This is a genomic window from Clostridium sp. AM33-3 (assembly GCF_003480315.1).
Classification (GTDB): domain Bacteria; phylum Bacillota; class Clostridia; order Lachnospirales; family Lachnospiraceae; genus Brotaphodocola.
On the sequence record NZ_QUIV01000041.1, the window covers coordinates 348 to 17,312 of the forward strand.

At 50.2% G+C, this 16,965-nt stretch carries 15 protein-coding genes and 1 riboswitch; of the genes, 11 read left to right on the forward strand and 4 right to left on the reverse strand.

The features are described 5' to 3' along the window. Positions 1–51: 51 nt before the first annotated feature. Positions 52–1,470, reverse strand: coding sequence for a sodium:alanine symporter family protein (locus DW819_RS15170; RefSeq protein WP_118733955.1), 1,419 nt, complete (start codon positions 1,468–1,470; stop codon positions 52–54). Between the two features lie 164 nt (positions 1,471–1,634). Continuing rightward, a riboswitch (glycine riboswitch) is annotated at positions 1,635–1,727 on the reverse strand. A 207-nt stretch (positions 1,728–1,934) separates the two neighbouring features. Between DW819_RS15170 and DW819_RS15175 the strand changes: the two genes are divergently transcribed. From DW819_RS15175 to DW819_RS15210, 8 genes are all read left to right on the forward strand, one after another. Next, positions 1,935–2,396: a MarR family transcriptional regulator gene (locus DW819_RS15175; protein ID WP_118733956.1), complete on the forward strand. Its 462-nt coding sequence runs from the start codon at positions 1,935–1,937 to the stop codon at positions 2,394–2,396. Further along, positions 2,393–3,754: an MATE family efflux transporter gene (locus tag DW819_RS15180; RefSeq protein ID WP_118733957.1), complete on the forward strand. Its 1,362-nt coding sequence runs from the start codon at positions 2,393–2,395 to the stop codon at positions 3,752–3,754. The genes DW819_RS15175 and DW819_RS15180 overlap by 4 nt, the downstream gene beginning before the upstream one ends. 137 nt (positions 3,755–3,891) lie before the next feature. Continuing rightward, positions 3,892–4,476 carry a sigma-70 family RNA polymerase sigma factor gene (locus DW819_RS15185; protein ID WP_182432679.1) on the forward strand — a complete coding sequence of 195 codons (585 nt, stop codon included), beginning with the start codon at positions 3,892–3,894 and terminating at the stop codon, positions 4,474–4,476. Positions 4,477–4,884: 408 nt separating this feature from the next. Next, positions 4,885–6,216, forward strand: a complete 1,332-nt coding sequence (gene aspS, locus DW819_RS15190; protein WP_118733959.1) for an aspartate--tRNA(Asn) ligase — start codon at positions 4,885–4,887, stop codon at positions 6,214–6,216. A gap of 24 nt (positions 6,217–6,240) precedes the next feature. After that, on the forward strand, positions 6,241–6,534 hold the full coding sequence (gene gatC / locus DW819_RS15195) for an Asp-tRNA(Asn)/Glu-tRNA(Gln) amidotransferase subunit GatC (protein ID WP_118733960.1): 294 nt from the start codon (positions 6,241–6,243) through the stop codon (positions 6,532–6,534). A 67-nt stretch (positions 6,535–6,601) separates the two neighbouring features. Beyond that, complete coding sequence (gatA, locus tag DW819_RS15200; RefSeq protein ID WP_243025914.1) at positions 6,602–8,110, forward strand: Asp-tRNA(Asn)/Glu-tRNA(Gln) amidotransferase subunit GatA; 1,509 nt, start codon at positions 6,602–6,604, stop codon at positions 8,108–8,110. 1 nt (position 8,111) lies between these two features. Next, positions 8,112–9,548 (forward strand): Asp-tRNA(Asn)/Glu-tRNA(Gln) amidotransferase subunit GatB, encoded by a 1,437-nt coding sequence (gatB, locus tag DW819_RS15205; protein ID WP_118733961.1) that lies wholly within the window; start codon positions 8,112–8,114, stop codon positions 9,546–9,548. A 195-nt stretch (positions 9,549–9,743) separates the two neighbouring features. Further along, a complete protein-coding gene (locus DW819_RS15210) occupies positions 9,744–11,060 on the forward strand; it encodes an aminotransferase class I/II-fold pyridoxal phosphate-dependent enzyme (RefSeq protein ID WP_118733962.1) in 1,317 nt (438 codons plus the stop codon). 73 nt (positions 11,061–11,133) lie between these two features. On the opposite strand, the gene DW819_RS15215 is transcribed toward DW819_RS15210, so the two are convergent. Both DW819_RS15215 and DW819_RS15220 read right to left on the reverse strand, forming a co-directional pair. Then, on the reverse strand, positions 11,134–12,093 hold the full coding sequence (locus DW819_RS15215) for a P1 family peptidase (RefSeq protein WP_118733963.1): 960 nt from the start codon (positions 12,091–12,093) through the stop codon (positions 11,134–11,136). Positions 12,094–12,177: 84 nt separating this feature from the next. Next, the gene (locus tag DW819_RS15220; RefSeq protein WP_118733964.1) at positions 12,178–12,810 is read right to left on the reverse strand and encodes an ECF transporter S component; all 633 of its coding nucleotides are present in this window, start codon (positions 12,808–12,810) and stop codon (positions 12,178–12,180) included. Between the two features lie 472 nt (positions 12,811–13,282). Here DW819_RS15220 and DW819_RS15225 point away from each other — a divergent pair, with 472 nt between their 5' ends. The 3 genes from DW819_RS15225 to DW819_RS15235 are packed head-to-tail and all read left to right on the forward strand — an operon-like array spanning position 13,283 to position 15,678. Then, positions 13,283–14,371, forward strand: coding sequence for an ABC transporter substrate-binding protein (locus DW819_RS15225; protein ID WP_118733968.1), 1,089 nt, complete (start codon positions 13,283–13,285; stop codon positions 14,369–14,371). Beyond that, positions 14,343–15,128, forward strand: coding sequence for an ABC transporter permease subunit (locus DW819_RS15230; RefSeq protein WP_182432680.1), 786 nt, complete (start codon positions 14,343–14,345; stop codon positions 15,126–15,128). The genes DW819_RS15225 and DW819_RS15230 overlap by 29 nt, the downstream gene beginning before the upstream one ends. Continuing rightward, positions 15,109–15,678: an ATP-binding cassette domain-containing protein gene (locus tag DW819_RS15235; protein ID WP_118733965.1), complete on the forward strand. Its 570-nt coding sequence runs from the start codon at positions 15,109–15,111 to the stop codon at positions 15,676–15,678. The genes DW819_RS15230 and DW819_RS15235 overlap by 20 nt, the downstream gene beginning before the upstream one ends. Before the next feature lie 8 nt (positions 15,679–15,686). Here the strand turns inward: DW819_RS15235 and DW819_RS15240 are convergent, their stop codons facing one another. Continuing rightward, entirely contained in the window at positions 15,687–16,559 is an 873-nt protein-coding gene (locus DW819_RS15240) for a methionyl aminopeptidase (RefSeq protein ID WP_118733966.1), read from the reverse strand. Between the last annotated feature and the right edge of the window lie 406 nt (positions 16,560–16,965).

Sequence of the window (16,965 nt, forward strand, 5' to 3'; positions counted from 1 at the left end):
AAAAGCGGTCTCTTTCTCTTCCGAACTTTTATTCGTTCCGTCCTATAATTGCTATTTGCTGATCTTATCTCCCAGCACTCTCGTCCAGTAGTCTTTTGTTTCCGCCACAACCACACCGCTTAACGCCAGCAGTGCGATCAGGTTCGGCAGTGCCATCAGGGCATTGAAGATATCTGCAATGGTCCAGACGGCTTCTACGGTCATGAACGGTCCGATGAAGATGGCCAGGATGTAGAGAAAGCGGTATGCCATAACTGCGCCATGGCTTCCGTTTGATAAATACTCCAGGCAGCGCTCTCCGTAGTAGTTCCATCCGATGATGGTGGTGAAGGCGAAGAAGATCAGGCACATCATCAGAAGAAATGCGGAAAACTGTGCCGGTACCGGAAGTCCCATCTGGAATGCGCGGGTGGTAACAGCTACACCTTCCAGACCTGCGGTGTGGGAACCGGTCAGAACGATGCACAGGCCGGTCATGGTACATACAATGATGGTATCGATAAAGGTACCGGTCATGGTAACAAGACCCTGACGTGCCGGTTCCTTGGTCTGAGCGGCAGCGGCAGCGATCGGTGCGCTTCCGAGACCTGCCTCATTGGAGAAGATGCCGCGGGCAATTCCTTTCTGCATGGCGATGAGCACAGCACCGAGGGCACCGCCGGCAGCAGCACGCAGGCCAAAGGCGCTCTGGATGATCTCAGCAAATGCAGCCGGGATGCGGGCAGCGTTTAATACCAGGATCGCGATGCAGGCAATGATGTAAAATACTGCCATAAATGGAACGATAACGGAAGAAACACTTGCAATACGCTGAATGCCGCCAAGCACCACCAGAGCGACGCAGATGGTCAGGAGGATGCCGGTTACCACTACAGCAATGCTGTAATCATTTCCAAATAAGTTTATCACATGTTCCATGTTCTGGTCAAAAAAGTTTCCGGCTGCGGCTGTGATGCCGTTGACCTGGGTGAAGGTACCGATTCCGAGAAGACCGACACCGGCACCGAAGAAGGCGAAGATCTTGCCCAGCCAGCGCCAGTTTTTGCCCATACCGTTTTCGATGTAATAGAACGGTCCGCCAAGTACATGGCCGCTTTCATCAATGGTGCGGTACTTGATGGCCAGTACACCTTCTGCGTACTTGGTAGCCATACCGAACAGTGCTGCAATCCACATCCAGAACAGTGCTCCGGCACCGCCGGAAACCAGCGCCGTGGCCACACCGACGATATTGCCGGTACCGATGGTGGCAGACAGGGCGGTACAAAGAGCAGCGAAGCTGCTGACCTCACCGTGGCCTTCATTTTCGTTCTGGAACATATATTTACAGGCCATGCCCAGCTTGTGGAACTGGATTCCGCGCAGACGAATGGTCAGGAAAATACCGGTTGCGAGAATCAGGACGATCAGGGGAACACCCCATACAAAACCATCCAGCCAGTTCAGAAACGCACTTACTTTACTTAACATAATACTCACTCTTTCTCCCGTGGGGGGTGTTTAATAGAAGCTCTGGGGGAAGAAAACCAGCAGAAAACCGGTTTTTTGTAAACAAAAAAGGAAGTATTTCAGCTGCACCTTCGCAGATGAAAAACTCCCTCTAAAGAGTGTGGAAAGACGGATGCATTGCTGCATCAGACTGCTCTGTCCTTTTGCCTGAGAGATTGGCACATTGTGTGCTGTACACCTTCGGCGCTCCATACATGAGACTCTCCAGAGTTTGCTTCTTGAAAAGAAGCATAGACGATTCTCCTTAGAAAAGCAAGTATATTTTGAAAAAACGGAAAAAAATCTTCGGAAAAATACAATTTTATAAAGTACAGCTTGCAGATCTTTATAAAATGTGTATAATAAAAACGATAAAATGTTTAAAAAAGAACAGTTTTATTTTGAAGTAAATGGCGGGTAAAGAAAAAAGAACGGAAGGAGAACATATGCTTCAGGCAACAGAATTTCTGCGTCTCATGCGCTTTATCACCAAATCTCATGAGGCATGCATCCAGACCATCTGCAGGGAATACCGGCTTACCATGATGGAGGCCACCATCATTACCTTTCTGAGAAATAATCCCAGTGTGGATACAGCGGCAGATATCGCGGAACTGCGGATGCTGTCCAAGGGGCAGGTTTCCCAGGCAGTGGAGTCACTGGTCCGGAAAGGTCTGGTGACAAGACAGCCGGATGCTTCAGACCGGCGCCGGATTCATCTCCTGTTATGTGAAAAAAGCATTCCGGTAACAGATTCCATCGATGTGATCCAGCGGCAGTTTCTTGCCGGCATATTTGATGGATTTTCAGAGAACGAGATGGAATGCTTTGCCGTTTTTCATGAGCGGATCATGGAAAATGTCCGACGGTTATCGGAAAAAAATGAGAGAAAGAAGGAATGCACATGAATAACGAAAAGGATTTTTTAGGGAAAGAACCCATCGGAAAGCTGCTGTGGTCCCTGGCCATTCCGACCATCACCGCGCAGCTTATCAACATGCTTTATAACATTGTAGACCGCATTTACATCGGCCATATTCCGGAGTCCGGGGCGATGGCCCTGACCGGTGTTGGAGTCTGCATGCCGCTGATCATGATCGTTTCAGCGTTTGCGGCCCTGGTGGGAAGCGGCGGAGCGCCGCGGGCTTCCATTCATATGGGAAAGCAGGATTATGATCAGGCAGAGAAGATTCTCGGCAACTGCTTTACGCTGCAGGTGGTGATCTCGGCTATCCTTACGGCGGTATTGTTCTGCTTTAACCGGAAATTCCTTCTGGCATTTGGAGCAAGTGAAAACACGATTGAATATGCAGTCAGCTACATGAATATTTACTCGCTGGGAACCATTTTTGTGGAACTGACGCTGGGCATGAACATGTTTATCACGGCTCAGGGATTTGCGAAAACCGGCATGCTCTCCGTGCTGATCGGCGCGGTCTGCAACATTGTGCTGGATCCGGTTTTCATTTTCGGAATGCATATGGGCGTACGCGGAGCAGCGCTTGCAACGGTTATTTCCCAGGCCTGTTCCACCATCTGGGTGCTGGCGTTCCTGGCCGGAAAAAAGACTCGTTTGAAAATCCGTCTGCGCAATATGGGGCTGACTCCGTCAGTCATTCTGCCGTGTGTGGCACTTGGCGCGGCAACCTTTGTCATGCAGTCCAGTGAGAGTATTATTTCCATCTGTTTCAATTCGTCTCTGTTAAAATATGGCGGAGATATCGCCGTAGGTGCCATGACGATCTTAACCAGTGCCATGCAGTTTGCCATGCTGCCGCTGCAGGGGCTTGGACAGGGCGCGCAGCCGATCATCAGCTACAATTACGGCGCTCGGAATGCGGAACGTGTGAAGGGCGCATTTGGACTTCTTTTGAAAGCCAGTCTCATCTATTCCACGCTGATCTGGCTGTTTGTACAGGTGGTTCCGCAGGTATTTGCCGGGATGTTCACCTCAGACGCAGAGCTTCTCTCCTTCACTTCCAGGGCACTCCGCATTTATATGGCCTGTGTCTTTATGTTCGGAATTCAGGTTGCCTGCCAGATGGCTTTTACCGCCATCGGTTTTGCGAAAGAGTCGATTATTGTGGCTGTGACACGGAAATTTGTTCTGCTGCTTCCGCTCATTTATATTTTGCCGCATGTACTGACCGGAAACCGGACACTGGCTGTTTATACGGCAGAGCCGGTAGCAGATTTTCTGGCTGTGACTTTTACGGCGCTGCTGTTCCGGAAACAGTTTAAGAAGGCACTCAGCAGTCTTATGTAAAGAACAGAGTATGACTTCTGTTTTTATGAAAAGTGGCGTATTCCGTCAAAAACATGGTGGAATATGCCGCTTTTGTAGTTGTAAAAAAAACGTCATGTTATAGTGGGGATCATAGAAAAAAGAAAGGCTGTTTTGCGATGGATCTTGGCGAATTCTATGAGAAACATAAGCAGTATTACTACTGGAAACTGAGCAGGAAAATAAGCGGAATGGGACTTATATTTCCTGCGGAAGATATCATTCATGACGTAGTGGTGACCATGATAGCAGATGAGAAGCACCGGACAAAATTTGAACGTCTTCCAGAGCCTGAAGCAAAAGCATATTTTATGTCATGCCTGAAGCATCGCCTTGTCGACATCATCCGACGTGAAAAGCGCCGCAGAGAGTATCTGGAGACGCTGGAATGCTATGAGAAAAAACTGGACACAGAGAGCAGCAATACAGAAATGATTGTCGTGGAAAAATTGGATTCCGGAGATAACATAGCCGATACTCTGAAGCTTTTGAATCCCAGAGAACAGGAACTGTTACATCTGGCATTTATACAGAAGATGCCTTACCGGGAAATCGCAGGACGGAGCCAGCTGCGGGAAAGTGCTATTGCCATGAGGGTGATGAGGCTTCGGAGAAAGCTCCTGAAAATATGTCTGGAACGTGGAATTTTGTGTGAAAAAATAAAATTTGGGTCTTGCCAACCGGAAAAACATGTGCTATCATGAGGTCAATTTTCAGAAAGACATTTCTGAACAGGAACCATAAAAGGCAGTGAAGGAGACTCTTGCCAGCAGGACTTCGACAGGAAGAGGGCGTCACCGACTGAGAGCGCCGTCAGGTTGGACTCTGGCTCACAGGGAACACTCCGGAGCCGGTACTTCGAAACACAGACTTAAGAGATGGGCCATGTGCGTAGGGGTATCCGTCAGGCACACGTTACGTGTCTTAAAGAGCGGAGCCGCTTTTGCTCAAAGGGGAGCAGAAGGCAGGTCTCAATGCGGGTGGTACCGCGGAACATAACAAGAGTATAGTGTCCCGTCCCGGAATATGTAACCGTATTCCGTGGCGGGATTTTTGTATCTAAAATTCTCCCGGAATACAGAAAAATCACGTTCAGGTAAGGAGAAAGCAGCATGGAATTTTTAACAGGTGTCAAAGAGAAGGAAACAATCGGTATCAGAGAAATTTTAAACGGGGATTATGTAGGAAAGACCGTAAAAATGAACGGTGCGGTCCACAACATCCGTGATATGGGAGAGTTTGCATTTGTAATTCTCAGAAAGGCAGAAGGCCTGGTGCAGTGCGTGTATGAAGAGGGAAAAACGGAGTTTGATTTAAAGAATCTGAAAGAAGAATCTGCCGTGGAAGTTACTGGTGTGGTAGCGCTGGAAGAGCGTGCGCCGCAGGGCTTTGAACTCCGTCTTACCGGCATCTGGGCGCTGTCTGAGCCGGCAGAAACCATGCCGATTGCCATTAACAAATGGAAAATGAATACCTCTCTGGAGACGAGACTGAGCCTTCGTCCGGTATCCTTAAGAAATGTCCGGGAGCGCGCAAAATTTAAAATCCAGGAGGGCATTGTGAGAGGCTTCCGTGAGTTTTTATCTTCCCAGGGCTTTACTGAGGTTCATACTCCGAAAATCGTATCCCGTGGTGCAGAGGGCGGCGCGAACGTCTTTAAATTAAACTATTTCAACAAGAAAGCAGAGCTGGGACAGAGCCCCCAGTTTTACAAGCAGATGATGGTAGGCGTGTTTGACCGCGTATTTGAGGTGGCTCCGGTATTCCGTGCCGAGAAGCACAATACCACCCGCCATTTAAATGAGTATATTGGCCTGGACTTTGAGATGGGTTACATCGACAGTTTTGAGGATGTCATGGCCATGGAGACCGGCTTCTTAAAGTACACCATGGAGCTGTTAAAATCAGAGTATAAAAAAGAACTGGATATGCTGGGCATCGATCTTCCTTCCATCAGCCAGATTCCACACGTGCGCTTTGCTGAGGCGAAGCAGCTGGTATCGGAAAAATACAACCGGAAGATCCGTAACCCATTCGATCTGGAGCCGGAGGAGGAAGTGCTGATCGGCCGCTACTTCAAGGAAGAGTACGACAGTGACTTTGTATTTGTTACGCATTATCCGTCCAAAAAGAGACCGTTTTATGCTATGGATGATCCGGAAGATACCAATGTTACCTTAAGCTTTGACCTGCTTTACAAGGGTCTGGAAATCACCACCGGCGGTCAGCGAATCCACGATTACCAGATGATCCTGGAAAAGATGGAAAAGCGCGGAATGGATCCGGAGGATATCAAGGATTACCTGATGATCTTCAAATACGGCATGCCGCCGCACGGCGGCCTGGGTATTGGTCTGGAACGCCTGACCATGCGCCTGTTAGATGAGCAGAATGTCCGCGAGACTTCGTTATTCCCGCGTGATGTAACCAGACTGGAACCGTAAACTAGGAGTTGGAGGAGAAAAATCATGGCAAATATCATCAGCGACGAGACTATTGAATATGTTGGAATTCTGGCGAAGCTGGAACTCTCGGATGAGGAAAAAGAGACGGCCAAGAAGGATATGGGCCGGATGTTAGACTATATCGACAAGTTAAATGAACTGGATACCAGCGGTGTAGAACCTATGTCCCATGTATTCCCGATGAACAACGTGTTCCGGGAAGATGTGGTGACCAACGGGGATGAGCGGGACAAAATCCTGCTGAATGCACCGGAGCAGAAGGACGGAGCCTTCAAGGTTCCGAAGACGGTAGAATAAACGGATAGAAAACGAAAACTGTGGAGAATCCGGATGGATTCAGGAAAAGCTGTGGAAAACAGCAAACATGACAGACATGAATGGAGGAAACAACGTGAGTATCCTGGATTTAACAGCGGTAGCGCTTGGAAAAAAGATCAAGGCCGGCGAGATCACGGCCGTGGAAGCCACAAAGGCAGCTCTGGCCCAGATCAAGACTCTGGAGCCGGTTTTAAACTGCTACGTGACCGTAGATGAAGAGGGCGCTTTAAAACGCGCCGAAGAAGTACAGAGACAGATTGAAGACGGAACCCTGACCGGTCCTCTGGCCGGTGTTCCGGTGGCGATCAAAGATAATATGTGTACGGAGGGACTGCTGACAACCTGCAGCTCCAAAATCCTTGATAATTTTAAACCGACCTATACGGCAGAAGCAGTCAGAAATCTGGAGGCAGCAGGAGCCATTATCCTGGGAAAAACCAACATGGATGAGTTCGCTATGGGAAGCACCACCGAGACTTCCGCTTACGGTGAGACGAAAAACCCCTGGAACCCGGAGCATGTGCCGGGCGGTTCCTCCGGCGGTTCCTGTGCGGCAGTGGCAGCCAATGAATGCTTCTTCGCTCTGGGCTCCGACACCGGCGGTTCCATCCGCCAGCCTAGCTCCTTCTGCGGCGTGACCGGCATTAAGCCGACCTACGGGACGGTTTCCCGTTACGGCCTGATCGCCTACGGTTCTTCCCTGGATCAGATCGGACCGGTAGCAAAGGACGTGACCGACTGTGCCACGATTCTGGAGACCATTGCTTCCTATGATAAAAAAGACAGCACCTCCATGAACCGTGAGGACTGTGATTTCACTTCTGCCCTGGTGGACGATGTAAAGGGCATGCGCATTGGCATTCCGCGCGACTATTTTGGCGAGGGGCTTGACCCGGAAGTAAAGGATGCCATTTTAAAGGCAGCGAAGGTTCTGGAGGAGAAGGGAGCCATTGTAGAGGAGTTTGATTTAAGTCTGGTAGAATACGCAATTCCGGCTTACTATGTCATTGCTTCCGCAGAGGCCAGCTCCAACTTATCCCGTTTTGACGGCGTGAAGTACGGACATCGGGCAAAAGAGTACGACGGCCTCCACAGCATGTACAAGAAGAGCCGTTCTGAGGGCTTTGGCCCGGAGGTAAAGCGCCGTATCATGCTGGGCTCCTTCGTTCTCAGCAGCGGTTACTACGATGCCTACTACTTAAAGGCACTCCGCACGAAGGCGCTCATCAAGAAAGCCTTTGACAAAGCTTTTGAGAAATATGATGTAATCCTGGGCCCGGCTGCTCCGGCTACAGCGCCGAAGCTGGGCGAGTCCTTAAGCGATCCACTCCAGATGTATCTGGGCGATATCTATACGATTTCCGTAAACCTGGCAGGACTTCCGGGCATGACGGTTCCATGCGGAAAAGACAGCAAGGGTCTTCCAATTGGTCTGCAGCTGATCGGAGACTGTTTCAAGGAAAAAAATATCATCCGCGCAGGCTATGCTTACGAGTGCAGCAGAACCTATGAAACGCCGGAGCTGGCAAAACAGGCAGAAAAGGAGGCACAGTAACATGAGCAAACAGTATGAGACCGTCATTGGTCTGGAGGTTCACGTAGAACTGGCCACCAAAACCAAAATTTTCTGCGGCTGCTCCACGGAGTTTGGCGGAGCGCCGAATACCCACACCTGCCCGGTCTGCACCGGTATGCCGGGTTCTCTTCCGGTTTTGAATAAGCAGGTTGTGGAATATGCACTGGCAGTGGGGCTTGCTACCAACTGCGGCATCAACCAGTACTGCAAATTTGACCGGAAGAACTATTTCTATCCGGATAACCCGCAGAACTACCAGATTTCCCAGTTATATCTGCCAATCTGCCACGACGGCTGGGTAGAGATCGACACCGCAGCAGGCAAAAAGAAAATCGGCATCCATGAGATCCACATGGAGGAGGATGCCGGAAAGCTGGTGCATGACGAGTGGGAGGACTGCTCTCTGGTGGACTACAACCGAAGCGGCGTGCCGCTGATCGAGATCGTATCCGAGCCGGATATGCGAAGCGCCGATGAAGTCATTGCCTACCTGGAGAAGCTTCGCCTGATCATCCAGTATCTGGGTGCCTCTGACTGTAAGCTGCAGGAGGGCTCCATGCGTGCCGATGTCAACCTGTCCGTCCGCGAGGTGGGCGCACCGGAGTTTGGCACGAGAACCGAGATGAAGAACTTAAACTCCTTTAAGGCCATTGCCCGTGCCATTGAGGGCGAGCGCGTCCGTCAGATCGAGCTGATCGAGGATGGCAAAAAGGTCATCCAGGAAACCCGCCGCTGGGATGACAACAAGGAATCCTCCCATGCGATGCGTTCCAAGGAGGATGCGCAGGATTACCGTTACTTCCCGGATCCGGATCTGGTCCCGGTATGGATTTCAGATGAGTGGATCGAGCGGGTGAAGGCAGCGCAGCCGGAGCTCCGCACCGAGAAGTTGGCACGCTATGAGAGTGAGTATGGACTGCCGCAGTACGATGCGGAAATCCTGACCGGCTCCAAGCATCTGGCTGATGTATTTGAGCAGACCGTGGCAATCTGCGGCAAGCCGAAGGAAGTTTCTAACTGGCTGATGACGGAGGCCATGCGCCTGTTAAAAGAGCAGGAGCAGGAGCCGGAAGACATGAAGTTTTCTCCGAAGAATCTGGCAAAGCTCATCAGCCTGGTAGAGAAGAACGTTATTAACCGTACTGTTGCGAAGGATGTGTTTGAGGCTGTGTTTAAGGAAGATGTGGATCCGGAAGGTTACGTTGAGGAACACGGCTTAAAGGTGGTAAATGATACCGATGCGCTGACAAAGACTATCGAGGAGCTTCTGGAGAAGAACCCGCAGTCTGTTGCAGATTTCAAGGCCGGAAAAGAGAAAGCCATGGGCTTTATTGTAGGTCAGACCATGCGTGCCATGAAGGGCAAGGCAGACCCGGCTGTGGTAAATCAGCTGGTAAGAGAACTCATGTCCCGGTAAAAAAGACAGTTTTCACTCAGATGTCTTTGCAGGGAAACCAGAGACAGAAATCGAATATATATTCTATTAAATTTGTGAAAAATGCGATTGTAATACCGATATATTTCGTGTAGAATGGAATGCAAACCAAGAACCCCGGGTGTCAGCGCCTGGGTGAAGAAAGGGAGTACACAGCTGATGAGGAGGAAAAAGAAGATGCAGCCATATGCAGAGATGAGCACAGAGGAACTGCAGGAGCTCAGAAAGCAGCTTTCTGCCCAGTACAAAGAGTTTCAGGGAAAGGATTTAAAACTGGACATGTCCAGAGGTAAGCCGAGCGTGGAGCAGCTGGATCTTTCCATGGGAATGATGGATGTATTAAGCAGCAGTGATGACTTAACCTGTGAAGACGGAACCGACTGCCGTAACTATGGTGGACTGACCGGAATTAGGGAAGCCAAAGAGCTGATCGGAGACATGATGGAGGTAGCTCCGGATTACATCATCATTTACGGCAATTCCAGCCTGAATGTTATGTTCGATACCGTATCCCGATCCATGACTCACGGCGTAATGGGATGTACTCCGTGGTGCAAATTAGATAAAGTGAAGTTCCTTTGCCCGGTACCGGGTTATGACCGTCATTTTGCCATTACCCAGTATTTCGGCATTGAGATGATCAATGTTCCGATGACTCCGGATGGCCCGGACATGGATATGGTGGAAAGACTTGTGGCAGAGGATGACAGCATTAAGGGTATCTGGTGCGTGCCGAAGTATTCCAATCCGACCGGAACCAGCTATTCCGATGAGACCGTCCGCCGTTTTGCAAGACTGAAACCGGCCGCTCCGGATTTCCGTATCTACTGGGATAATGCTTATGGCGTACATCATTTATACGATCACGATCAGGACCACCTGATCGAGATCCTGGCAGAGTGTAAGCGTGCCGGCAACCCGGATATGGTTTACAAATTCGCTTCCACCTCAAAAATCAGTTTCCCGGGTTCCGGTATTGCAGCCATCGCAACCTCCCGCAACAACCTGGAGGATATTGAGAAGCAGTTGAAATTCCAGACCATCAGCCATGATAAGGTAAACCAGCTGCGTCATGTCCGTTACTTTGGTGATATCCATGGCATGGTAGAGCATATGCGCAAGCATGCGGATATCCTGCGTCCGAAGTTTGAGGCAGTCATTGATACCCTGGAGCGTGAGCTTGGCGGTCTTGGTATCGGAACCTGGACCAAGCCAAAGGGAGGCTACTTTATCGCCTTCGATTCCCTGGATGGCTGTGCAAAGGCTATCGTAGCGCGCTGTAAGAAAGCCGGTCTGGTTATGACCGGTGCCGGAGCAACCTATCCATATGGAAAGGATCCTCATGACACCAATATCCGTATTGCACCGTCCTATCCACCGCTGAGTGATCTGATCCTGGCAATGGACCTGTTCGCACTGTGTACGAAGATCGTAAGTATTGATAAGATCCTGAAAGACCGGGAAGAGGCGCAGAAAGTACCGGAGCAGGCATAACGTGTTCTAAAAAATAGAAAAGAAAAATCCATGCTGTTTGCGTGTGAACGCAAGCAGCATGGATTTTTCTTTTCTATTTCGCCGCCTTTACTGCATTTTGGATTGCCTCTGCCATGACTTCTGCCGCCAGTGTTCCGGCAACATTTAAGTCTGCTTCTACGGTTCCGATGGAGGCGGCATAGATGGAATCGCCATCGGCCATGGTGCCTACCGGGTTAATGCAGCGTGCGTAGCCGCTGCGGGCCATGGAAGCAATTTTGCTTAATTCTGCTTTGGAAAACGCGCCGTTGGTGATAATAGCACCGATGGTGGTATTGGCTTTGCTGTTTGGATCGTGTTGGAATTGGTCGGTTCTCTGGCTGAATTTGTAAAGCTCTTCCAGTGTATCAAAGAATCCGCTGCCATCTGGTTTTCTTGGACCGGCAATTTTTTCGCCGGTAGCCGGATTGAAGACATCGCCGAAGGCATTTAAGATTACAACTGCGGCAATCTTTAAGTTACCGATGGAGACTGCATACATGCCAAGCCCGGTTTTGGTTGCTTTGTCGCGGCCATAGATTTTGCCAACACTGGCGCCGGTGCCTCCGCCTAAGATGCCGGATACCGGATGCGGGTGTTCTGCATCCTGGCAGGCAGCATAACCCATAGCAGCATCCGGGCGGATATCAGAACGTCCAATACTCAGGTCGTAGATACAGGACTGGCAGACTAACGGAACCTTCGCAAATCCGGTTTCATAACCAATACCGTGTTCTTCCAGATAGCGCATGACTCCGTCACTGGCAGCCAGGCCGAAGGCAGAGCCACCGGAGAGTACAATGGCATTGAGCGGATTGTCGGCGGTGATGGGAGATGTAAGTGGCGTTTCACGGGAAGCAGGCCCCCCTCCGCTGATATCAATACCGGCTTTTGCACCGTGGTCGAAGAGCAGAACCGTCACACCGGTCATGGCCTCATAATCCTGGGCGTTGCCGATGCGAAGACCCTCAAGATCAGTAATGGGAATCTCTCTGACAGAGTCGAATAATTTCATGATGAACCCTCCATGTTTGAAATAGTTAAGCCGCAGGGATCCTGCGGCTTATGAAATCGTTTCTTCTATTATATATAGCCGTTTTTACTGACGGAATGCTGCAGCCAGTGCGCGGGATACGGCGCTGCCCAGAATGGTGCAGGCAACTGCCTCAATTGCACCCTGAACACCGACAAACAGAATCACGAAAATAAGCGGATTTGTTGCGCCGAGCTTGGTAACGATGCCCTGGATATACTCCGTATTATAGAAAAAGAGTACCAGAGAACTCATGAAGAACAGAGTGTTTAACAGCGGGCAGGACAGGCTTGCCACGATGAATGCACCGTTTTTGGAAAATTTCTTTACCAGCTGGAAAATCAGACCGCAGATCCATCCTTCAAGGATTCGCGGAACCAGGCAGGTAAATAACAGGCCGAACGGATTGATCTGCAGAAGCGCTGCGCTGAATGCAGAGCCGCCGGTTAATGCCATAACTACGCTGGTCAGGCCAAAGGCTGCGCCGCAGATGGCACCGGCTGTCGGTCCAAGAATGATGGCGCCGACGGCAACCGGAACGGTTAAAAAGGTGATGGTAAGTCCCGGAGTACGTAAGTAACCGAGCGGTGAGAAGGCCATAACGAAGATAATCGCTACCATAAGGGCCAGCTTCACCATGAATGAAGTCCGGGTGTGTGAAAGTTCTGAACTGATTGGATTCCTTGTTGCTGTTTTCATTGTTTTCTCCTTCTTTCGCTGATAAAACGGCATGATCTGCTGCGCACAAAGGCAGCCGGACCGGTGTCCCCCTGTTTTTCAGCATTTTGATATTGAGTGGGGATACAATGAACGGAATCTTAAGAAAGGCAGACGGACCTGGCAGAAGTATCAAGATACTGCTCCCTGAGAAATGTCGCTGACAGAGTAAATTGTTGCAGCCGGAATGGTCTGCACGGGTTCTGTCTGGACAGATTATGAAAGGGCGCAGAAGACTGCGTCCGAACTGAGATTTGATACATTTTCCTAAGAATAACGTTCAACCCTACTATAACACAAATCTTTCAAACGGCAAGTGTTTCTGGAGATACATAGGAATTTTTTTTATTTTATGCTATACTGGAATCGTATTTGTGCTAATCTGGAAGAAACTGGATGGATCAGTGCCGGGCTTCTGACAGAAAAGATGAATGCGGAAAGAGAGGAAAATGATATGAAGAAAACAATGACGATGCTCCTGGCGTGTGCCATAACTGCGGCATCTCTGGCTGGATGCTCCGGTGCAGACAAGACTCAGACAGCGGCAGAGAAGGAAGCTGTAGAGGAGACAACCGCAGCAGAGACAGCGGCGGAAACTGCGGCGGAAAAAGAGACTTCTGAGGCAGTAAAGCCAGACTCAGATGCAGAGACTCTTCGCGTTGGTTCTCTGAAGGGGCCTACCACCATAGGACTGGTTTCCCTGATGGACAAGGCTTCAAACGGGGAATCGGAGGGAGCTTATGAGTTTACAATGGCAGCAGATGCTTCTGAACTTGCGGCGCAGGTGGTTTCCGGTGATCTGGATATTGCGCTGGTTCCGGCCAATCTGGCAAGTGTGCTGTACCAGAAAACAAAACAGGGCATTGAGGTCATTGATATCAATACGCTGGGTGTGCTTTATGTGGTTTCTGCGGATGATTCCATCCACAATATCGGGGATCTGAAGGGGAAAACGCTGTATATGACCGGAAAGGGAACTACGCCGGATTATGTGCTGCAGTATCTTTTAAAGGCCAACAGCCTGAGTACCGATGATGTGACGATTGAATATAAGTCTGAGGCTGCTGAGGTTGCTGCGGTATTAAAGGAACAGGAAGATGCCATTGGTCTTTTGCCTCAGCCTTTTGTGACTGCCGCTATGGCACAGAATGAGAATTTAAAGATGGTGCTGGACCTGACAGAGGAGTGGGATAAGACCCAGCCGGAAAATGGCAGCTCCCTGGTTACCGGTGTTACAGTATGCCGTAAAGAGGTTCTGGAACAGAATCCGGAGGCAGCAGAGCTGTTTGTGAAGGAGCATGGAGAATCCGCTGAATGGGTCAATGCCAATGTGACCGATGCCGCAGAGCTGGTAGCAGCGGCAGGAATCATCGAGAAGGCTCCGATCGCTGCAAAAGCGATTCCGTACTGCAGCATTGTCTGCATTGATGGTGAGGATATGAAGACCAGACTGTCTGGTTATCTGGAGGCTCTGTATGAGATGGAACCGTCTGCTGTAGGCGGACAGATGCCGGATGATGGTTTCTATTATCTGCATGAGTAGGTTGAGAAAGCCGTTTATCATCTGTCTGTGGCTGGCATTCTGGCAGACTGCAGCTGTGCTAGTCCACAATTCCATTATGCTGGTGGGGCCTTTTGAGGCCCTGCTGGCATTGTGGTCACTGCTTCCGTCCGCGGATTTCTGGCGCTCTGTTGCCGGCTCCTTTGGACGCATCAGTACCGGCTTCCTGCTTGCATTTGCAGCTGGAATACTGCTTGGAAGCCTTGCATACACAGCTCCGCTGCTGGAAGAACTTCTGGAGCCCTTCATGCTGTTTCTCAAGGCAGTTCCGGTGGCCTCCTTCGTGATTCTTGCCCTGATCTGGGCCGGTTCCAGAAACCTCTCCGTGGTAATAGCGTTTTTGGTAGTATTGCCGGTGATCTATGTCAATACCTTAGCCGGATTGCAAAGTACAGATCCGAAGCTTCTGGAAATGGCCGTGGTGTTCCGGATGCCGGTCTGGCGGAAAATACGCTTTATCTATCTTCCGGCGCTGGTACCATATCTGGTAAGCGGATGCCGCATTGCTCTTGGCATGAGCTGGAAGTCCGGTGCGGCAGCAGAGGTGATCGGCTTGCCGGAGCACTCCATCGGCGAACAACTGTATATGGCGAAGATTTATCTGGAAACGGCCGATCTGTTTGCCTGGACTCTGGTGATCATTCTGGTGAGCGCCGTGTTTGAGCAGATGGTGCTGTTTCTGATTTCCAGGCTTTGTCCGCAGAGAGGAGAGGTTACACATGAAACTGCAGATTTGTGACCTGTGTAAACAATTTGATGGTGTTCCGGTGCTGGATCATGTTTCTATGGAGCTGGAGAGCGGGCATATTTACTGTCTCACGGCACCATCCGGGAAAGGGAAGACCACACTGTTTCGCATTCTGATGGGGCTGGAAACGGCAGACAGCGGCCGTCTTTTCATGGAGAGGGTACCGATCGGAGCGGTTTTTCAGGAGGACCGCCTGTGCGAGACATTTTCCGCAGTGGATAACGTCCTCATGACATCTCCCTCATCTATGAGCCGTGCAGAAGTGAGGAGAGAGCTTATGGAGCTTTTGCCGGAGGAGGTGCTGGACCGGCCTGCAGCTACCTTGAGCGGCGGGCAGAAACGCCGCGTGGCTATCTGCCGCGCCCTTTGCGCCTTATCTGAACTTCTGATCCTGGATGAACCGTTTACCGGTCTGGATGCAGGAACAAAGGCAGATGTAATCCGCTATTTACAAAAAAAGAGTGCCGGGAAGCTTACGCTTCTCAGCACACACCAGGAAGAAGATATTTTAGCTCTGGATGGGATTCAGATCACGATATAATTTGGTGTTTAGTATGCGATGATTTCGTAACCGTCCTCCGTAACCAGAACCTGGATCTCCCACTGGGCAGATGGTTTGCCATCTTCCGTGTATACAGTCCAGTCATCATCTGCGTCAACGAAGACATCTGGTTTCCCCATGTTTACCATTGGCTCGATGGTAAACATCATGCCCGGGACCATAAGCATTTCCGTTCCGCGTTCGGATACATAGCTGACCCACGGCTCCTCATGGAACTGGAGGCATACACCGTGTCCACCGATCTCGCGCACTACGCTGTAGCCGTTCTCACGGACAAAATCGTGGATTGCCGCGCCCATGTCACCCAGGAAGTTCCACGGCTTAACTTCTTTCAGGCCGACCTCAATACTCTGTCTGGTAATTTCCACCAGCCGCTTTTTCTCCGGAGAAACATCACCAATGCAGAACATACGGGAAGAATCGGAGTAATAGCCATCTAAGATGGTAGAGCAGTCTACGTTGATGATGTCGCCGTCCTGCAGTACGCGATCCGGATCCGGAATGCCATGGCAGACAACCTCATTGATGGAGGTGCAGACGCTTTTTGGGAAACCCTCAAAGTTTAACGGAGCCGGGATGGCGCCGCGTTTGGTGGTCTCATCGTAAACCCACTGGTCAATCTCCTCGGTGGTGACACCGGCTTTGATATGCTTAGCTACATAATCCAGGACTGCAATGTTGACCCGGGCACTGGCCTTGATCTTTTCAATCTGCTCCGGCGTTTTGATCATATTGTGCTCCGGCACGATGCAGCCCTTGTTCTCGTACATTTTCAGTTTTTCATCAAAATCATAGTGGCATTTTTTGTATTTGAGCCCGCTGCCGCACCAGCAGGGACTGTTTCTGTCGATCATGTGCATGGAAAATTCCTCTTTTCTTATGAAATTCATTATCTGCTATCAAGCGTAGCATGGAAAAAAAGTTTGTCAAGAGAAAATCCGGTTTTTGAGAAATTGCAATTTAAGGGAATGGCACGAAAGGGTCCGAAGTTCCGGGGAGGGCCTACAGAACCGCAGATGCGGTGGAATTTTGTACTTCATTCGCTCCGCCGCCTATTGTTTCCCCTGCGACCCAAACTCACTCACTGCGCTCGTTCAGACAAGGGTCTCCGGGGAAACGCTATGCTCGCTCATGAATCTGCGAACGCGTCACTGGCGCGTTCTTGATATGCAATGCAAGAAAATTCCAATGCATCTGCGGTTCTGTATGCCCTCCCCGAAACTTCTGCTTTACTGACTATTCTACGATAATGAATAACGCAGCCAG